The organism is Isoptericola sp. NPDC056573, assembly GCF_042793335.1.
Lineage (GTDB): Bacteria > Actinomycetota > Actinomycetes > Actinomycetales > Cellulomonadaceae > Isoptericola.
The window spans coordinates 352,647-370,092 of the sequence record NZ_JBHTUY010000005.1 but is presented as its reverse complement, the minus strand read 5'-3'; the positions used below and the strand labels follow the sequence as shown (position 1 = coordinate 370,092).

Here is a 17,446-nt window from a genome sequence, read left to right as displayed (position 1 = left end):
TTGGTGTGTGGGTGGGTCGGCCCGGTCGGGCGGGGCGCGCGCCCCCCCCCCCCCCCCCCCCGGGGGGGGGGGGGGGGGGGGGCCCCCCCCGCGCCCCGTGCACGGCCCGTCGTCGAGCCGTGCCCCGCACGAGACACAGGAGTCTTCGAACGTGACACAGGTCAACGAGCCCGCCCTCGTCCGGAAGGTCACGATGCGGCTGCTGCCGCTGCTGGTGGCCCTCTACACGGTGGCCTACATCGACCGCTCCGCCGTCGGGTTCGCCCAGCTCAGCATGGGCGCGGACGTCGGCATCGGCGACGCGGCGTTCGGCCTCGGCGCCGGGCTGTTCTTCATCGCGTACTTCCTGTTCGAGGTGCCGAGCAACGTCCTCATGCAGAAGTACGGGCCGCGGATGTGGTTCGTGCGCATCCTCGTCACCTGGGGCATCATCACCGCCGCGATGGCCCTCACGCAGGGGCCGATCAGCTTCTACGTGCTGCGCTTCCTCCTCGGCGTCGCCGAGGCCGGGTTCTACCCCGGCGTGATCTTCTACCTCACCACGTGGTTCCCGCACCGGCACCGGACGAAGGCGACGGGCACGTTCGTGATCTCGGCGCCGCTCGCCTTCATCATCATGTCGCCGCTGGCCGGCTGGCTGCTCGGCGTGTCCGGGCTCGGCATGTCCGGCTGGCAGTGGCTGTTCCTCGTCGTGGGCGTGGCCGCCGTGCTCATGGCGATCCCGACCTGGAAGTTCCTGCCGGAGACGCCGCGCGTCGCGAAGTGGCTGACGAAGGACGAGGCCGACTGGATCGAGCACGAGCTCGAGAAGGACAAGGCGGAGCGCAAGCAGGAGGACGGGAAGAACCCGCTGCGCACGCTGATCGACAAGCGGGTGCTGGTCTTCGCCCTGCTGTTCTTCCCCTCGACCGTGGGCGTGTACGGCCTGTCGTTCTGGCTGCCCCAGGTGGTGAACCAGTTCTCCACCTCCACCCTGCAGACCGGGATCCTCACCGACGTCCCGTACCTGTTCGCGCTCGTGGGCGTGCTGGTGACGTCGCGCTGGGCGGCCCGGCACTTCCGGGACAACTGGGTGCCGCTCGCCTGCCTGTTCGTCGGGTCCGCGATCGGCATGGGCGCGAGCGCGGCCGTCGCGTCGCCGGTGCTGCAGCTCGCCGCCCTGTCCCTCGCGGCGTTCTGCGTGTACTCCATCGCGGGCGTCTTCTGGTCCCTGCCGAGCGGCGTGCTCGCCGGGGCCACGGCCGCCGTGGCGATCGCGGCCATCAACTCGTTCGGCAACCTCGGCGGCTTCATCGGCCCGTACGTGGTGGGCCTCTTCACCCAGGCGACCGGGACCACCGAGGCCGGCATGTACTTCCTCATGGTGGTGCTGCTGCTCGGCGCGGTCGGCACGTTCGTCGCGCGACGTGCCGTCGTGCGGATGCAGCGGGCGGACGGCGCCACCGAGCCGGGTGCGGCCGCGACGGACGCCGAGGGGCAGGACGCCGCGCGGGTCTGACGCGGGTCTGACGCGGGTCTGACACCAAGGGGCCGGGAGCCGGCGCCCCCGCAGGGCTACGCGCCCTGCGGGGGCGCCGGCTCCTCGCGTTCCGACCGGGATCGCGCCCGCACGCCCTCGATGTGCCGGCGCATGAGCTCCTGGGCCCGCTCGGGCACCCCCGACCGCATGGCGTCGAGGATCGCGCGGTGCTCCTCGACCGCCACCGCCTTGTCGGTGACGCCCTTGCCCGAGAACTGCCGGAACCGCTGCGCCAGGCCGCCGAGGGCGGCGAAGGCGGCCTGCAGGTAGGAGTTGTCCGCGGCCTGTGCGACCAGCGCGTGGAAGCGCTCGTCGGCCTCCCAGTAGTCGCGGAACTCCTGGTAGGTGGGGCCGTTGGACGAGTTCTCGAGCTCGTCGACGGCCTCCTCGAGCCCGGTCAGGAACGCCTCGTCCCCGCGCTCGCACGCGAAGTACGCGTTCGCCGGCTCGACGGCGAGCCGGGCGTCCATGAGGTCCATCAGCTCCTTGGTGGTCGGCGCCGGCGTGACGAAGTAGCCGCGCAGGGCCACCCGTCGCACCATGCCGGTCGCCTCGAGCCGGGCGAGCGCCTCGCGCACGGGCGTGGGCGAGACGTCGAGCTCGCGGGCGATGCCGTCGATGTTGAGGCTGCTGCCCGCCGTCAGGGTGCCGTCCATGAGCCACGAGAGCAGCTCGTCGAACACGTGGTCGGCGAGCGCCCGCCGCGGGACGGCGCGCGCGGTCGAGTTGCTGGTCCTGGGCACGAGCCGATTCTATCGGTGCGGGCCTCGCCGGACCTGCGGCGCCGCGGGTCGGACGAGCGTCTCGGTCGGGCTCGCGGGCACGGTCGGAAGACGTTTTCCGGGCGCCGATAGGCTGTGCACCGGCGAGCACGTCCGGAGTGCCCGCGCGTCGGGCGGGTACCGACCGCCCCGGAGATGGAGGTGTGCTCGTGGCCCGAGCAAGGCTGCAGGACGTCGCCGACCGTGCAGGGGTCTCCCTCGCCACGGCGTCGCGGGTGCTCAACGGGTCGGCGCGGCAGCCGGGGGCCGAGCTGGTCGCGCGGGTCAAGGCCGCGGCCGCGGACCTGGGCTACGTCGTGAACGCGCAGGCGCAGGCCCTGGCGCGCGCCCGGTCGGGGCTGCTCGGGCTCGTCGTGCAGGACATCTCCGACCCCTACTTCTCGTCGATCGCCGCCGGCGCGCAGGCCGCGGCCCGGGCCAGCGGGCGCCTCGTGCTGCTCGCGTCGACCGGCCGGGACCCGGTGGCCGAGCGCGAGGCCGTGGCCGCGTTCGCCGCCCAGCGCGTGGACGCCGTCGTCGTCGCCGGCACCCGGTGGACCCCGCACGACGACGCCGCCCTCGCGGCCGAGCTCGACGCGTTCGTCGCCGCGGGGGGCCGGTCCGTCATCGTCGGCCAGCCGGTGGGCGACGGCTCCGTGGTGCGGCCGCCGAACGCGACCGGCGCCCGCGCCCTCGCCGAGGCGCTGCTGGCGCAGGGGCAGCGGCGGTTCGTCGTGCTCGGCGGGCCGGCCCGCGTCGTGACGTCCCGGGAGCGGACCGACTCGTTCACCGCCGCCGTGCGCGCCGCGGGAGGCGAGGTCACGGAGGTGCTGGTCACCGAGTTCTCCCGCGACGGCGGCTACACGGCCGGCGACGACGTCGCCGAGGTGGTGCGCGAGCGTGCGGCCGAGGAGCCGCTGACGGTCTTCGCCGTCACCGACGTCATGGCCATCGGACTCATCGCCCGCCTGCGCGAGCTGGGGGTCGAGGTGCCGCGCGACGTGCGCGTCGCCGGGTTCGACGACGTCCCCACGCTGCGCGACCACGCGCCCGCCCTGTCCACCGTGCGCATCCCGCTCGAGGAGATGGGCAGCCTCGCCGTGCAGGCCGCCGTCGGCGACGCCGTGCCCGGTGCCGTCACCGAGGTCGGCTACGAGGTGCAGCTGCGCGACTCGACCCGCTGACGGGCCGGCTCAGGCGCGCGCGAGCGTCAGCCCCAGCCCGCGGTGCGCGCGCTCGATCGTGGCCCCGTAGGCGGACAGCATCCGCACGTGGCTGAACCGTGGCCGCGCCGCGACGAGCGCCCCGGTGAGGGCGTCCCGGCGCGCGGCGGCCTCGCGCCACGCCGCGGCGATCTCCGCCGGGTCGAAGCCCGTGACGAGCCCGATACCGTCCACCAGCCGTGCGCTGTCGCCCACGGGCGTCGTCACCGGCACCGCGCCGCACATGGCGCCCTCGATGAGGCACAGCGGCGCGGCCTCGCCGAACGCCGACGTCAGCGCGACGACGTCCGAGGCCGCGAGCACCTGCTCCATGTCGTGGCGCACGCCGAGCAGGTGGACGCGACCCAGGAGGTCGGGCCGGTCGGCGAAGGCGTCGCGCAGGTCGGCCGCGAGGTCCGGGTTGGCGGGGCTCATGCCCGAGCCGCACATCACGACGTGCGCGTCGGCGTCGCTCGCCAGCAGCTCGCGGGCCGCGGCGAGGAACAGCCGGGGGTTCTTCATCGCGTCGTAGCGGGCGGCGTACGTGACGACCGTCCCGTCGGCCGGGAGCCGGTGCGCCCCGCGGACCGCGAGGCGTCGTGCGGGGCGGGCAGGGCGGAAGCGCGTGAGGTCGACGCCGTTGGGGATCACGCGGAGCAGGTGCGCGGGCACTCCGGCGGCCTCGTAGGCGTCCCGGGTGGACTCGGCGCAGCAGACCACGGCGGCGAGCCGGCCGTCGTCGGCGGCGCGCAGCAGGTGCCCCAGCCCCGACCCCTGGTGCTCCGGGTCGGACCGGTGCAGGCAGGCGACGACCGGCCGGTCGGGAAGCAGGTCGGGCCGGGCGAGGAGGCGCAGCGGCTGCTCCTTGAGCGACAGCACCACGTCGGCATCGCGCAGCGCGCGGGCCAGGACCTCGGCCTCGGCGTCCGTGAGGACCTCCGGGTCGTGCGGTACCTCCGACGACCGGCCCAGCGACGTCACGCGGACGCCCGCGGCCGTCAGCTGCCGGTACCGGCGGTCGTCGACCATCCGCTGCAGGGCGGCGTCGCGCCGCACCTCGTCGTGGACGCTCAGCGCCGTGTGCCGCTGGCGGCCCTGCGCGTGCAGGCCCGCGACGACCGACGAGTGCAGCACCCGTGCACCGCCGCTGAAGAAGCCCTCGTAGAGGGAGAGCACGCGGACCGCTCCGTGCTCGACGTACCTCTCGATCGTGCGCTCGACGTGCTGCTGGGCCATGGGGACCACCTCCTGCCCCCAGCGTGAGTGGTGATGGTGTGAGGCTGATGACCGGCGTGTGACATTCTCATGACACGTCGTGGGCCGCCCATGGACAGCACTTGGCGTCCTGCGGGACGGACCGGGGCGTCGAGGTCCGGGGCGCGTGCCATCGTGGGCTCATGGTCACGGATCCGCGGCTGCCGACGTCGGTCGCCCTGCTGCGTGGCATCAACGTCGGCGGACGGCACGCCGTCCCGATGGCGGAGCTCGCCGCGTGCCTGCGCGACGCCGGGCACGGCGCGGTGCGGACGTTCCTGCAGAGCGGCAACGTGCTGCTGGCGGCGCGGCCGGCGAGCGGCGCGGGTCTGGAGGGCGCGCTGGAGGAAGCCCTCGCGGAGCGGTTCGGGTTCGCGGTCCCGACGCTGGTCCGGTCGCGCGCGGAGCTGGCCGCCACCGTCGCGGCGGCGCCGCCCGACCACGGCTCGGACGCATTGCGCAGCGACGTCCTCTTCCTCAAGGCGCCCCTCACGGCGGGGGAGGTGCTCGACCAGCTGCCCGAGCTGCGCGAGGGCGTCGACGCCGTCGCGGCCGGACCGGGCGTCGTCTACTTCTCGCGGGTCGCGGCCGAGGCGCGGCGCACGCGGATCACCCGGCTCATGGCGATGCCGGTCTTCGGACGGATGACCGTGCGGACCTGGCGGACCACCACCCGCCTGCTCGCCCTGCTCGACGAGCCGCTGCCCGCCTAGCGCCGGCGGATCAGTCGATGCAGAACTCGTTGCCCTCGACGTCCTGCATGGTGATGCAGGACTCCTCCTCGCCGTCGGCGTACTGCGTGTACAGGTAGACGGCGCCCAGCGGCTCGAGCCGTTCCTGCTCGGCGCGCAGCGCGGCCAGCCGCTCGTCCCCCACCAGCCCGGTGCCGACGCGGACGTCGAGGTGCACGCGGTTCTTCACGACCTTGCCCTCGGGGACGCGCTGGAAGTACAGCCGCGGGCCCTCGCCCGTGGGGTCCTGCGCGACGCAGTCCACGCCCTCGGGCACGACGTACCCCAGCACCTCGCACCAGAACCGGGCGACCCGCTCCGGGTCCGCGCAGTCGAAGGTCACCTGGAACTTCCGCACCGTCGCCATGCGCCCACCGTAGGCGCCGCGCCGGCGTGCCCGAAGCGAATTCGAGGCGGTCAGGGTGCGAGCAGCGCGCGGATGTCCCGCTCGGCCTGCGCGGGCGTGACGAGGCGGCAGCCGAGGTCCGTCCACCGGCGCACCAGCGAGGGCTCGGCGCGCAGCAGCCCCCAGCCACGGCGGACCAGCGTGGGCAACGGCTTGCGCGACTCGGCGACGTCGCGCAGGAACCGGAACCAGAAGTTCACGACGCGCGGCTGGCTGAGGCAGATCGCGTCCGCGAGGATCCCGTCCGCCCGGCATGCCGCCACGAGCTCCGCGGCGAAGATCCCCTCGGCGACGACGACGGGCGCGTCGCCCGCCTCGAGCACCGCGCCTCCGGTGCGCCGCGACGTGGGGATGTCGTACACGGGCACCTCCACGCGGCCGGTGCGGACCACCGCGCGCAGCGCGTCGAGGGCGGCGGCGGAGTCCCAGCTGCGGGGGTCGTCCCAGTCGACGATGCCGTACCGCATCGGCATCCCGGGGAAGTCGATGTCGTGGTAGAAGTCGTCGAGGTTCATCACCGGCAGGCCCAGGCGCCGCGTGAGCGCCGTCTTGCCCGACCCCGACGGGCCCGTGAGGAGCACGATCCTGCGCGCCGGGCGCCGGGCACCCGGCGGCACCTCGAAGAGTGCGTCCGACACCTGCTCCCGGCCGCCGTCAGGCGCGCTTCCGCTGTCACTCACGGGGACCCATTGTGGGGCCCGCCGCGCCCGGGCGTGAACTTTTCCGGGGACGAGGGGAGATACCAGGGGACAGTGACGGTGCACGGCGGCGAGGAGGCAGGGATGGCCCAGCGGTGCGACACGAGACCTGGCGCGACATGACGGCGGTCGCCAGCAGCGAGCCGGTCGCCGGCGACGCCGCGATCATCTCGGCGTCGATCGACGAGCCCGAGCACTTCGCGGCGCTCTACGGGCGGTACGCGAACCAGCTCTACCGCTACGCCTACCGGCGGGTGGGGCCCGAGCACGCCGAGGACGTCGTGGCGGACACGTTCGTCGCGGCGTTCCGGCGTCGCGACTCCTACGACACGGCCCGGACCGACGCCCGGCCGTGGCTCTTCGGGATCGCCACGAAGGAGATCGCCCGCTGGCACCGGGCGGAGGCCGCACGGTACCGGGCGTTCGCGAGGTCGGGGGCGGCGCCGGCCGACGACGGCATGGCGGACGCCGTCGCCGACGCCGTCAGCGCGCGGGCCGCCGGCCCGGCGCTGACCGAGGCGCTGGCGTCCTTGGCCCCCGGCGACCGCGACGTACTCCTGCTCGCCGCCTGGGGCGAGCTCACCTATGAGCAGATCGCGGGCACGCTCGAGATCAAGATCGGCACGGTGCGGTCGCGCCTGCACCGGGCACGCCGGATCCTGCGCGCGCGGCTGCGGTCGCAGGGATGGACGGAGCAGGGACGGACGGAGCGGGGACGGACGGAGGAGAGCTGATGGACGAGATGACGATGCTCCGGCAGGCGGGCACCTTGCTCGACCCGCCGACGGAGGGGCCCCCGGTCGCGCTGCGCCGCCGGGTCCTGGAGGAGCTGGAGGCCGCGACCCCGGCCCACCCGGTGCCGACGCTCCAGCTGGTCGGCTCCGGCGGTGACGCCCACCCGTCCGAGGGGCGTGGGACGGGTCGGGGACGCCGGCCGGGCCGCGACCGGTCGGACCGGCACCGGTTCGGCAGCAAGGTGGCGATCGCGGCGGGGATCGCCGCCGTCACGGCGGGGGCGCTCGCGATCGTGCCGACGCTCGGCGACGAGCCGGCGGCGAGCGCCGAGGCGGTGGAGATCCTCGAGGCAGCGGCCGCGAAGGCCGCCCAGGAGACGCCCTGGGACCCGGGCCCGGACCAGTTCGTCTACTCCCGGGGCGTCCAGCGGGCCAGCAGCGAGGGAGCGGGGCCCGACGGCGAGTACGTCACCGCCATGGTGACCCAGACCTTGGAGTCGTGGAAGTCCGTCGACGCCCGGCACCCGGGCCTCGTCCGCGGCGTGACGGAGCCGGATCAGGACCCGTGGGACCCCGAGGGAGGTCCGTGGGAGTCGGCGCTGGAGCCCTGCGACGGGACCTGGAAGGCCTGCGGCGACATCCCCGCGTTCCCTCCGGGCATGCCGACCGACGGCGACGCGGGGACCATGCTCGCGTTCCTGCGGGACACCGTCGAGCCGTACGAGGAGACGGAGGGCCTCCCTGCGGACCGTCCTGACCAGGCGGTGTTCGACGAGATCGTCCGGCTGCTCGAGAACGGCGGGATGCCGCCCGAGATCGAGGCGGGTCTGCTCGGCGCCGTCGCGCAGATCCCCGGGGTCACCGGTGCGGGCGAGCTCACGGACGTCGCCGGCCGCACGGGCGTGGGGGTGGGTCTGACCAGCGCCAGGGGCGCGCGGACGGACCTCATCATCGACCCGCGGACGAACGAGGTCCTCGGGACGCGCTCCGACCACCCCGGCGCCGCCGAGCCTTCCGGGTGGGCGCTCCTCGGGTCAGGGGTTGTCGATGTCGTGGGCGACACGCCCTGACGACATCCCGGACGCGACCAGGAGCACGTGGAGGGTGCGCGGGCCGTGCACGCCCTCCACGCGGTCCAGCTCGATGTCCGACGTCGCGCTGGGGCCGGAGATCCAGGTCAGGGGGCGGTCCGGGTGCTCGCCGAGCAGCCGGACCGCCTCCGGCACCGTCTGCACGGCCTGGTCGGCGCGCACGACGCACAGGTGCACGTCGGGCACCAGCGAGATCGCGCGCCGGCCCTGGTCGGGCTCGCCGTCGAGCACGATCGTGCCCGTCTCGGAGATCGCGACCCGCGCGGCGGTGACGACGGCGGCCACGGCGTCGAGCTCCGTCGCGGCGAGCGGGTGCTCGCGCGAGTCGCGCACGACGTCGACGTCCTCCGCCAGCCCCGCGAGCCATGCGTCGTCCAGCCCGGCGGGGACCACCACCCGCACCCCGCGCGAGCTGTCAGGACCAGGACCGTCAGAACCTGCGTGTGGTCCCGACAGCTCGGCGACGAGGGAGGCGACGGTGGCGGGGAGGGCGTCGGCGGCGACCTCGTGCACGTGCGCCTTGTAGTCCACCAGCCGGTCGACGAGCTGCTCCAGCACCTCGGGCGAACCGACGGCGTGCTCGCCGGCCGCGCGGTAGTCGCGCGGCACAGGCTCCGGGTGCGGCGCGGTGCCGACCTTGCCCGACGGCGTCGTGCCGGAGCCGGTCTGCCCCAGCGCCGCGCGCACCCGTGCCAGGACCTCGGTGCGTGCCGTGCTCATGCGTCCTCCTCGGTCGTGACGGACGTGGTCCCGGCGGGTCGGTCGTCCTCACGGTTCTTCCACCACTGCCGGAACGTCTGCCGGGGCGGGGCGGGCAGGTCGCGCGACCTCGTCCAGGTCGACGCGGGCGGCGGCGCGACCGAGACGGCGTGGTCCCGCCCGCCGAGCCCGCTGCCCAGCGTGGCGGCGCGACCGGCGAGGGCGAACCGGTCGCCGTCCGCCATGACCCACGAGGCGGCCTTCATGGCCGTCTTCCACGGGTCGACGGCGCGCGACGACCGGTCGGCGTCCACCTCGCGGGCGCGCAGGTCCACGAGGATCGACGGGATGTCGATCTTCACGGGGCAGACCTCGTAGCAGGCGCCGCACAGCGTGGAGGCGTACGGCAGGGACGCGTTGGGGTCGTGGTGCCCGGACACGCCGCCCGTCGCCGCCGTGAGCTGCGGGGTGAGGATGGCGCCGATCGGCCCGGGGTACACGGAGCCGTAGGCGTGGCCGCCCACCCGCTCGTACACCGGGCACACGTTGAGGCACGCGGAGCAGCGGATGCAGTGCAGCGCCGACCGCCCGACCTCGTCGGCGAGCACGTCGGTGCGGCCGTTGTCGAGCAGCACCAGGTGGAACTCCTGCGGCCCGTCGCCCGGCGTCACGCCCGTCCACAGGGACGTGTACGGGTTCATCCGCTCGCCGGTGGACGAGCGGGGGAGCAGCTGCAGGAACACCTCGAGGTCGTCGAACGTGGGCACGAGCTTCTCGATGCCCATCACCGTCACGAGCGTCTCGGGCAGCGTGAGGCACATGCGCCCGTTGCCCTCGGACTCGACGACGGCGAGCGTGCCCGTGTCCGCGACGGCGAAGTTGGCGCCGCTCACCGCGACCTTGGCCGACAGGAACTTGCGGCGCAGGTGCGCGCGGGCGGCCATGGCCAGCTCGCGCGGCACGTCGGACAGGTCGGGCGGGGCGTCGCCCATGCGGGCGAGGAAGATGTCGCGGATCTCCGACCGGTTGCGGTGGATCGCGGGGACCAGGATGTGCGACGGCATGTCGTCGGCGAGCTGCACGATGAGCTCGGCGAGGTCGGTCTCGATCGCGGCGATGCCCTCGTCGGCCAGCGCCTCGTTGAGCCCGATCTCCTGGGTGGCCATCGACTTGACCTTGACCACCTCGTCGGCGTCCTTGGCCTTCGCGATGTCGGCGACGATCCGGTTGGCCTCCGCCGCGTCGCGCGCCCAGTGCACGACGCCGCCGCGCGCCGTGACGTTCTCCTCGAGCCGTTGCAGCAGGTCCGGCAGGTGCGCCATCACCTGCTGCTTGACGGCGGATCCGGCGTCGCGCAGCGCCTCCCAGTCGGGCACCTCGCCGACGACGGCGGCCCGCTTGGTGCGGATGACCTGCGTGGCGTGGCCGAGGTTGCGGCGCAGCTGGTCGTTCTTGAGGGTCTGCTTCGCGGCGGCGGGGAAGTCGTCGCCCCAGCGCAGGGGCTCCTGCGGGTGGGGGACGGGGCCGAACGGCTCGTCCGCGGGGTCCGCGGCGCGGCGGCGGGTGGGCAGGCCGAGGAAGGTCTGGCTCATCGGGCGGCCTCCGTCCGTGCCGGGCGCTCGCGCTCGGGGCGGGTGAACGTCGTCTCGGGCAGGGGCGTGGGCTCCTCCCGGGTGGAGGCGAGCACCTCCGCCAGGTGCAGGGCGTGGATCCCGGTGCCCTGGCGGGAGAGCCCGCCGCCGATGTGCATCAGGCACGACATGTCGCCCGCGGTCAGCACCTCGGCGCCGGTGCCGCGCACGTTCGCCGTCTTGTCCTCGAGCATCGCCGCCGACGTGTCCGCGTTCTTCAGCGCGAACGTGCCGCCGAAGCCGCAGCACGAGTCCGCGGCGGGCAGCTCGACCAGGTCGATGGCGTCGACGGCACGCAGCAGCCGCAGCGGCTTGTCACCGACGTGCAGCATGCGCAGGGAGTGGCAGGTGGGGTGGTAGGTGACGCGGTGCGGGAACCAGGCGCCGACGTCGGTGAGGCCGAGCACGTCGACGAGCAGCTCGGACAGCTCGTACGTCCTGGCGGACACGGCCTCCGCCGTGGCGGCGAGGTCCTCGAGGCCCGCGCGGCGGCAGACCATCGCCTGCTGGTGGCGCACCGACCCCGTGCACGACCCCGACGGCATGACGACGGCGTCCCACTCGCCGTCCGCCACGGGCGCGAACGTCTCCACGTGGTTGCGGATCACGGGCACCGCCTCGTGGAAGTACCCCGTGTTGACGTGCATCTGCCCGCAGCACGCCTGGTCGGCGGGGAAGACGACCTCGTGGCCGAGGCGTTCCAGCAGCCGGACCGTCGCGCGCGGCGCCCCGGGGAACAGGGTGTCGGCGAGACAGGTGGCGGCGAGGGCGATGCGCATACGACTCCTCTGTGCTTCGTGCGGTCGTGCTCCTGCGGTGCCGGCACCGGGCCGCTGCGGTGCGGCTGTGGTCAGCCACCGGTCGGCTCGGTCCAGCATGACCCGGGCGGGTCGGGGGCGCCACGGCGGCGGCGCCGAGCGGCCACTGTAGCGGATGTGGTCTGACCACTGTGCCGCAGGGTCGTTACGCTGAGCCCGTGCGCACCCACGAACGAGTCCTCGCCCACCTCGAGGAGGGCATCGCCGCCGGCCGCTGGGGCCTCGGCGAGCGGCTGCCCGGCGAGCGGGCGCTCGCCGAGGACCTCGGCGTGTCCCGGCCCTCCGTCCGCGAGGCGATCCGGGTGCTCGACGCGCTCGGCATCGTCCGCCCGGGCGTCGGCTCCGGCCCGACCGCGGGCGCCGTCGTCATCGATCGTCCCGCCGCCGGCCTGGGCGCCGCGGTGCGCCTGCACGTGGCCACCGGCACGCTGCCGGTGCGGGACGTCGTCGCGACCCGGGTGCTGCTCGAGTCGTGGGCCGTGGCCCAGGCGGCCGAGCGGGTGGTCGACCATGCCCCCGGCACCGCCGCGCACCTCGAGGAGGCGCGCCGGCTCCTGGGGCGGATGGAGGACGACGACGTCCCGGCGGCGGAGTTCCTCGAGCTCGACCAGGCGTTCCACCTGGAGTTCGTGCGGATGGCGGGCAACGTGCTCGTCGAGGCCGTGATGACCGGGCTGCGGGGAGCCATCGGCGGGTACGTCGCCGTCGGGATCGAGCGGCTGCCGTCGTGGCCGCGCACCGCCACCCGGCTGCGCGTCGAGCACCGTGCCGTGCTCGACGCCGTCGCCGCCGGGGACGCCGCGGCCGCCTCCGCCGCGGTCAAGGCGCACATCGAGGGCTTCTCCCGGGAGGCCGGCGTCTGACGCCCGCCCGGCGGGCCGCACGGGGCCTGTGGACGGCCGGCGCGGAGGTGTCCGCGGGGGCGGCTAGCGTCCTGCCGGTGGCCGCGGTTCGGCGGCCGGACGCGACGGGCCCGACGGGCGGGGGTGAGGCATGGAGCGGGAGGACGCCGCCCGGCTCGCGCGCGGCCTGATGGCCGAGCACGGGCTGTCGGGGTGGACGTTCCGGTTCGACCGGGCGCGACGGCGTGCGGGCCTGTGCCGGTACGACCGCCGCGAGATCAGCCTGTCGGGGCCGCTGACCGCGCTGTACGACGAGGCGGACGTGCGCGAGGTGGTGCTGCACGAGATCGCCCACGCGCTGGCCGGCGCGCGGCACGGGCACGACGCCGTCTGGCGCGCGACGGCGCGGGCCATCGGTTCCACGGGCCGCCGGGTGGTGCGCGAGGGGAGCCCGGAGGTGGAGGGCGACTGGGTCGGGGAGTGCCCGGCGGGGCACCGGGTGACGCGCTTCCGCCGTCCCCAGCGCCCGCAGGCGTGCGCACGGTGCTCGCCGGTCTTCGACCGGCGCTTCCTCCTGTCGTGGACGTACCGCGGACGACCGGTCCCCGAGCTCGGTGCGGCGGACGGTGCGGGGCCGGCGGACCCGATCACGGCCGGGCCGCGGGTGGACCCGGCCGCCGTCCGGCCGGGGGAGCGACTGCGGGTGGTCGCCCCGGGGAGGTACGACGGGGTCGTCGGCACGCTCGTGAAGCGGGGGCGCACACGGTTCCACCTGCGGGTCGGCAGGTCGGTGCTCACGGTGCCGTTCGGCCTCGTCGAGCGCCCGTGACAGGCGCCGGGCCGGCGGGACACGCCGAGGACCGGCCACGGAGCCGCCCGCCCCGCGAGCACGGGTGAGAGCAGGGCGGGTGCGGTGGGATGATCGCTCCCATGAGTGAGTCCACCGCACCCGCCCTGACGCTGCCGGCGGGTGCCGCCGGGTCCAGGATCGTCGGCATCGGGCACCATCAGCCCGAGAAGGTCATGACCAACGACGACATCGCGAAGCTCGTCGAGACCAACGACGAGTGGATCCGCTCCCGGACCGGCATCGTCACGCGCCACGTCGCTGCGGACCACGTCACCGTCGCGGACATGGCGACGGAGGCCGCCCGGCACGCGCTCGGCGACGCCGGGGTCGCGGCCGCCGACGTCGACCTCGTGGTCGTCGCGACCACCACGGCGTTCGACCGGTCGCCCAACACGGCGGGCCGCGTCGCCTACGCCCTGCGCACCGGTGTCCAGCCCGGGGCGAGCACCCCCGAGGGCGAGGAGGTGCCCGACCTGCGCAACGTCGTCGGGCCCGCCGTCATCGACCTCAACACGGCGTGCTCCGGCTTCGCGTACGCCGTGGGCGTCGCCGACCAGGCGATCCGCGCCGGGTCCGCGCGCACCGCCGTCGTGGTCGGCTCGGAGAAGCTCACCGCCGTGACCGACTGGTCCGACCGCAGCAGCTGCATCCTCACCGCCGACGGCGCGGGCGCGGTCGTGCTCCAGGCCGCCGACACCCCGGCCGTCGGGCCCGTCGTGTGGGGCTCCGAGCCCGAGCTGACCCCGGCCGTCGTGATCGAGGCGCCGCAGGAGAAGTTCGCGCAGGACGGCCGCGCCGTCTTCAAGTGGGCCATCACCCGCGCCGCGGACCGCGCCCGGCGCGTGGTCGAGGCGTCCGGGCTCTCGCTCGACGACATCGGCGTGCTGGTGGCCCACCAGGCCAACCTGCGGATCATCGAGCCGCTCGCCAAGGGCCTCGGCCTCGAGGACCGCATCGTCGTCACCGACATCACCGAGTCCGGCAACACCTCGGCCGCGTCGATCCCGATGGGGCTGTCCAAGTGGTGGCACTCCGGCAAGATCCCGGCGGGCACGCCGGCGCTGCTCTTCGGCTTCGGCGGCGGCTTCACCTGGGCCGGCCAGGTCGTCATCACCCCGTCGAGGTAGTTCCAGCCGTGCCGAGGTAGCTCGAGATTCGAGCTACCTCGGCAGGGGTGGGGTTGACCGCGCGGCTCGGGTAGGCTGTCGGAAACCGCTTACCCGACGTCGCCGTCGCGGCGACACCCAAGGAGATCGACGATGCCCTCCGTCCCCGCCTCCCCGACCGGCAGCCACCCCGACGCCGAGCGCCGCCGCTACGCCGTCGCGGGCGCCGGCCACCGCGCCGGCATGTACGTGAACGCGCTGCTCGGGGACCACGCCGCCGACGGCGAGATCGTCGCGTGGGTGGAGCCCAACCCCGTGCGTGCGGCCGTGCACGAGGCGAAGGTGGCCGCTGCCGTGGGCGGGGAGCGCCCCGTCTACCACCCCGACCACCTGGAGAAGGCCCTCGACGAGCAGCGGGTCGACCGCCTCATCGTGACGTCGGTCGACAACACCCACGCGGACCTCGTCTCCCGCGCGCTGCGCGCGGGCGTCGACGTCGTCGTCGAGAAGCCGATCGCGGCCACGGAGGACGAGGCGCGGCAGATCGCGGACGCCGTCGCCGAGACGGGCCGCGACCTCACGATGACGTTCAACTACCGGTACTCGCCGCGGAACTCGGCGCTGCGCGAGGTCATCGCGTCCGGCGAGATCGGGCAGGTGCTGAGCGTCCACTTCGACTGGGCCCTCGACACCGTGCACGGCGCGGACTACTTCCGCCGCTGGCACCGGGAGAAGGTCAACAACGGCGGCCTGCTGGTGCACAAGTCCAGCCACCACTTCGACCTCGTCAACTGGTGGATCGAGGCCGTCCCGCAGCGGGTCTTCGCCAGCGGCGGCCGCCGGTTCTACGGCGACGACGCCGCGCACGAGGTCGGCTACGAGCCGACGGCGGGGGAGCGGGCGCTGAACGAGCAGGGCGTGGACCCGTGGCGCATCGACGTCGACGCGGACCCGTACCTCTCCGAGCTGTACGGCCCCGAGGCGCAGGCCGTGGACGGCTACCGCCGCGACCGCAGCGTCTTCGACGCCGGCATCACCACCGAGGACACCCTCGGGCTCGTCGTCGAGTACGCCGGCGGGCCGGTGCTCACGTACTCGCTCACGGCCAGCGCGCCGTGGGAGGGGTACCGGGTCGTCGTCAACGGCTCGCGCGGCCGCGCCGAGCTCGAGGTGGTCGAGCGCGGGTCCGTCGTCTTCGGCGCCGACGGCAAGGCGACCGTCGACCCGAGCTTCACCGCGACGTTCGGCGAGGACACGGTGCGTCCCGAGGGCGAGCGGCTCGTCGTGCAGAAGCACTGGGAGCGCGCGGAGGAGCGGCCGATCGTCGCCGTCGGGCACGGCGGCCACGGGGGCGGCGACGCCCTGCTCCTCGCCGACGTCTTCCGCGGCCGCACCGAGGCCGACCCGCTAGGCCGCGCTGCCGGCTTCCGCGACGGCCTGCGCGCGTCCGGCATCGGCTACGCCGGCAACCGTTCGCTGGCCACCGGCGACCCGGTGCGCCTCGACGACCTGGGTCTCGGCATCGACCTCTGACCCTGCGCCGTAGGAGTACCCCTCTGCCGAGGTAGTTCCTGCCCCAGGCCAGGAACTACCTCGGCGCGAGGTGAGCTACCTCGGCAGGGGTGGAACTACCTCGGCGACGTGGAGCGCAGCACGCCCGCACCCGCGCCGGCGTCCACGACGGCGGGCACGGCCCGGGTGGGCAGCAGCCGGTAGCGGTAGTGGTCGGACGGCGTCCACCGCGCCTCGTCGGCGAGCGGCGCGTCGGCCGCGGCGTTGAACGCGCCGACGACGTCGACGGGCCGTCCGTTCACCAGCGTGCCGGTCTCGCGCAGCATCGTGCCGCCGTAGGTGCCCACCGCCCGCGCCGGGTCGACGCCCCGGGCGAGGCGCAGCGCGTTGTTCTCCACGACCAGGCTCGACTCCTTGCCGGCGCCCCAGAAGTACTGGAACGACGACGCCGTCGACTGCGCGTAGGAGTTGTCGTAGACGTGCACGTCGCCGAAGCGCACGCGCGGCGCGCGCTGGCCGATGTCCTGGAAGTGGTTGTGGTGGATCGTCACGCGGTGCTGGCCGCGGTCCTGCAGCCGTGAGTCGGACGAGCCGATGATCATCGTCTTGTCGTGGGACTCGAAGCGGTTCCACGACACGGTCACCAGGTCGCCGCCGTGCGTGACGTCGAGCAGGCCGTCGTGGATCTCGAACGGCCGACCGAACACCTGCGGCAGCGACGACGCCGGGTGGTCCCCGTCGTCGAAGGTGTTGTGGTCCACCCACACGCCGGTGGACGTCCAGACGGACAGGTTGTCGTAGGCGGAGTTCCAGTTCCCGAGGTCGCCGTCGGTGGGGTCCCACTGCGGGAAGCAGTCGCGGCCGTCCGAGAGGGTCAGGTTGCGCACGATGACGTTGTGCGAGTCGCGGATCCGCAGGTTCGCCCCGACGATCCGCGCGTCCGCGCCCACGCCGACGATCGTGACGTTCGAGCCGACGTGCACCTGCGTCTGCGCGGCCTGGACCTTGGCGGCCGCGACGCGCGCGTCCTCCAGCGGGCCCGCGGGCTCCTCGGCGCCCCAGACGGCGGGGTCGTAGGCCGCGACGTAGTCGTCCATGGAGAACGCGTCCCCGGTGCCTGCCACGGGCACCCGGCCGGCGAGGTCCTGGCAGTCCAGGGCCGCGCCGTCGGCGCCCGCGAACGCGTCGATCGTGCCGCGCACGTAGACGATCCGTGGCACCTCGAGCCCGCGTCCGTCGTCGAGGTCGGCGCCGGCACGGCCGCCCAGGGCGTCGCGGAGCTCGGCCCACGTGTCGACGACGTACACCTCGGACGCCGCGGCCGCGGCGCCCCCGGTGACCGGCGCGGAGTCGCGTGCGACGCCCTCGGGCGCGGTCGTCGTGGCGACCGACGCCCACCCGTCCGCGCCCGGGGTCACGACCTGGCGGCCGAGGTCGGTGCGCGCGGGATGGCCGGGGCCGGGGTGCCCGCCGTGGGCCGAGGCGGCGCCGGCGCCGGCCGTGACGAGCAGCGCGGCGGCGGCGAGGGCGGCGGCCGCGCGGGGACGGCGTCGGCCCGGGAGGGCAGGGGAGGGCTGGGACGGTGGGGGCAT

The 17,446-nt window shown here is 74.7% G+C and carries 17 protein-coding genes; 9 read left to right on the top strand and 8 right to left on the bottom strand.

The window, feature by feature from the left end; translation table 11 throughout:
• The first annotated feature begins 151 nt into the window (after window positions 1–151).
• Window positions 152–1,498, top strand: a complete 1,347-nt coding sequence (locus ACFQ8E_RS11615; protein ID WP_430550697.1) for an MFS transporter — start codon at window positions 152–154, stop codon at window positions 1,496–1,498.
• A gap of 56 nt (window positions 1,499–1,554) precedes the next feature.
• Here the strand turns inward: ACFQ8E_RS11615 and ACFQ8E_RS11610 are convergent, their stop codons facing one another.
• Window positions 1,555–2,262, bottom strand: coding sequence for a GntR family transcriptional regulator (locus ACFQ8E_RS11610; RefSeq protein WP_430550696.1), 708 nt, complete (start codon window positions 2,260–2,262; stop codon window positions 1,555–1,557).
• A 188-nt stretch (window positions 2,263–2,450) separates the two neighbouring features.
• On the opposite strand from ACFQ8E_RS11610, the gene ACFQ8E_RS11605 reads away from it, so the two are divergent.
• Complete coding sequence (locus tag ACFQ8E_RS11605) at window positions 2,451–3,464, top strand: LacI family DNA-binding transcriptional regulator (RefSeq protein WP_430550695.1); 1,014 nt, start codon at window positions 2,451–2,453, stop codon at window positions 3,462–3,464.
• A 9-nt stretch (window positions 3,465–3,473) separates the two neighbouring features.
• Here the strand turns inward: ACFQ8E_RS11605 and ACFQ8E_RS11600 are convergent, their stop codons facing one another.
• Window positions 3,474–4,718 carry a glycosyltransferase gene (locus ACFQ8E_RS11600; protein WP_430550694.1) on the bottom strand — a complete coding sequence of 415 codons (1,245 nt, stop codon included), beginning with the start codon at window positions 4,716–4,718 and terminating at the stop codon, window positions 3,474–3,476.
• Between the two features lie 161 nt (window positions 4,719–4,879).
• On the opposite strand from ACFQ8E_RS11600, the gene ACFQ8E_RS11595 reads away from it, so the two are divergent.
• A complete protein-coding gene (locus tag ACFQ8E_RS11595) occupies window positions 4,880–5,449 on the top strand; it encodes a DUF1697 domain-containing protein (protein ID WP_430550693.1) in 570 nt (189 codons plus the stop codon).
• A gap of 10 nt (window positions 5,450–5,459) precedes the next feature.
• Here ACFQ8E_RS11595 and ACFQ8E_RS11590 read toward each other — a convergent pair whose 3' ends face one another.
• Both ACFQ8E_RS11590 and ACFQ8E_RS11585 read right to left on the bottom strand, forming a co-directional pair.
• The gene (locus ACFQ8E_RS11590; protein ID WP_430550692.1) at window positions 5,460–5,834 is read right to left on the bottom strand and encodes a VOC family protein; all 375 of its coding nucleotides are present in this window, start codon (window positions 5,832–5,834) and stop codon (window positions 5,460–5,462) included.
• Between the two features lie 50 nt (window positions 5,835–5,884).
• Window positions 5,885–6,553: a uridine kinase gene (locus ACFQ8E_RS11585; protein WP_430550691.1), complete on the bottom strand. Its 669-nt coding sequence runs from the start codon at window positions 6,551–6,553 to the stop codon at window positions 5,885–5,887.
• A 113-nt stretch (window positions 6,554–6,666) separates the two neighbouring features.
• Between ACFQ8E_RS11585 and ACFQ8E_RS11580 the strand changes: the two genes are divergently transcribed.
• Window positions 6,667–7,305, top strand: a complete 639-nt coding sequence (locus ACFQ8E_RS11580) for an RNA polymerase sigma factor (protein WP_430550690.1) — start codon at window positions 6,667–6,669, stop codon at window positions 7,303–7,305.
• Window positions 7,305–8,375: a CU044_5270 family protein gene (locus tag ACFQ8E_RS11575; RefSeq protein ID WP_430550689.1), complete on the top strand. Its 1,071-nt coding sequence runs from the start codon at window positions 7,305–7,307 to the stop codon at window positions 8,373–8,375. The genes ACFQ8E_RS11580 and ACFQ8E_RS11575 overlap by 1 nt, the downstream gene beginning before the upstream one ends.
• Here the strand turns inward: ACFQ8E_RS11575 and ACFQ8E_RS11570 are convergent.
• The 3 genes from ACFQ8E_RS11570 to ACFQ8E_RS11560 are packed head-to-tail and all read right to left on the bottom strand — an operon-like array spanning window position 8,340 to window position 11,505.
• Entirely contained in the window at window positions 8,340–9,116 is a 777-nt protein-coding gene (locus ACFQ8E_RS11570) for a lactate utilization protein C (protein WP_430550688.1), read from the bottom strand. The genes ACFQ8E_RS11575 and ACFQ8E_RS11570 overlap by 36 nt on opposite strands.
• Window positions 9,113–10,687: a LutB/LldF family L-lactate oxidation iron-sulfur protein gene (locus ACFQ8E_RS11565; protein ID WP_430550687.1), complete on the bottom strand. Its 1,575-nt coding sequence runs from the start codon at window positions 10,685–10,687 to the stop codon at window positions 9,113–9,115. The genes ACFQ8E_RS11570 and ACFQ8E_RS11565 overlap by 4 nt, the downstream gene beginning before the upstream one ends.
• Window positions 10,684–11,505: a (Fe-S)-binding protein gene (locus ACFQ8E_RS11560; RefSeq protein WP_430550686.1), complete on the bottom strand. Its 822-nt coding sequence runs from the start codon at window positions 11,503–11,505 to the stop codon at window positions 10,684–10,686. The genes ACFQ8E_RS11565 and ACFQ8E_RS11560 overlap by 4 nt, the downstream gene beginning before the upstream one ends.
• 197 nt (window positions 11,506–11,702) lie before the next feature.
• Between ACFQ8E_RS11560 and ACFQ8E_RS11555 the strand changes: the two genes are divergently transcribed.
• From ACFQ8E_RS11555 to ACFQ8E_RS11540, 4 genes are all read left to right on the top strand, one after another.
• The gene (locus ACFQ8E_RS11555; RefSeq protein WP_430550685.1) at window positions 11,703–12,407 is read left to right on the top strand and encodes a FadR/GntR family transcriptional regulator; all 705 of its coding nucleotides are present in this window, start codon (window positions 11,703–11,705) and stop codon (window positions 12,405–12,407) included.
• 130 nt (window positions 12,408–12,537) lie between these two features.
• Window positions 12,538–13,215, top strand: a complete 678-nt coding sequence (locus ACFQ8E_RS11550; protein ID WP_430550684.1) for a SprT-like domain-containing protein — start codon at window positions 12,538–12,540, stop codon at window positions 13,213–13,215.
• A 101-nt stretch (window positions 13,216–13,316) separates the two neighbouring features.
• On the top strand, window positions 13,317–14,363 hold the full coding sequence (locus ACFQ8E_RS11545; RefSeq protein ID WP_430550683.1) for a beta-ketoacyl-ACP synthase III: 1,047 nt from the start codon (window positions 13,317–13,319) through the stop codon (window positions 14,361–14,363).
• Between the two features lie 132 nt (window positions 14,364–14,495).
• A complete protein-coding gene (locus ACFQ8E_RS11540; RefSeq protein WP_430550682.1) occupies window positions 14,496–15,875 on the top strand; it encodes a Gfo/Idh/MocA family protein in 1,380 nt (459 codons plus the stop codon).
• Between the two features lie 95 nt (window positions 15,876–15,970).
• Here ACFQ8E_RS11540 and ACFQ8E_RS11535 read toward each other — a convergent pair whose 3' ends face one another.
• Window positions 15,971–17,446 (bottom strand): polysaccharide lyase family 1 protein, encoded by a 1,476-nt coding sequence (locus tag ACFQ8E_RS11535; RefSeq protein WP_430550681.1) that lies wholly within the window; start codon window positions 17,444–17,446, stop codon window positions 15,971–15,973.

Coding starts and splice junctions, on each gene's coding strand:
- ACFQ8E_RS11545 (WP_430550683.1), top strand. CDS start 13,317: ATGAGTGAGTCCACCGCACCCGCCCTGACGCTGCCGGCGGGTGCCGCC.
- ACFQ8E_RS11595 (WP_430550693.1), top strand. CDS start 4,880: ATGGTCACGGATCCGCGGCTGCCGACGTCGGTCGCCCTGCTGCGTGGC.
- ACFQ8E_RS11575 (WP_430550689.1), top strand. CDS start 7,305: ATGGACGAGATGACGATGCTCCGGCAGGCGGGCACCTTGCTCGACCCG.
- ACFQ8E_RS11570 (WP_430550688.1), bottom strand. CDS start 9,116: ATGAGCACGGCACGCACCGAGGTCCTGGCACGGGTGCGCGCGGCGCTG.
- ACFQ8E_RS11590 (WP_430550692.1), bottom strand. CDS start 5,834: ATGGCGACGGTGCGGAAGTTCCAGGTGACCTTCGACTGCGCGGACCCG.
- ACFQ8E_RS11565 (WP_430550687.1), bottom strand. CDS start 10,687: ATGAGCCAGACCTTCCTCGGCCTGCCCACCCGCCGCCGCGCCGCGGAC.
- ACFQ8E_RS11600 (WP_430550694.1), bottom strand. CDS start 4,718: ATGGCCCAGCAGCACGTCGAGCGCACGATCGAGAGGTACGTCGAGCAC.
- ACFQ8E_RS11535 (WP_430550681.1), bottom strand. CDS start 17,446: ATGCCCCCACCGTCCCAGCCCTCCCCTGCCCTCCCGGGCCGACGCCGT.
- ACFQ8E_RS11560 (WP_430550686.1), bottom strand. CDS start 11,505: ATGCGCATCGCCCTCGCCGCCACCTGTCTCGCCGACACCCTGTTCCCC.
- ACFQ8E_RS11540 (WP_430550682.1), top strand. CDS start 14,496: ATGCCCTCCGTCCCCGCCTCCCCGACCGGCAGCCACCCCGACGCCGAG.
- ACFQ8E_RS11550 (WP_430550684.1), top strand. CDS start 12,538: ATGGAGCGGGAGGACGCCGCCCGGCTCGCGCGCGGCCTGATGGCCGAG.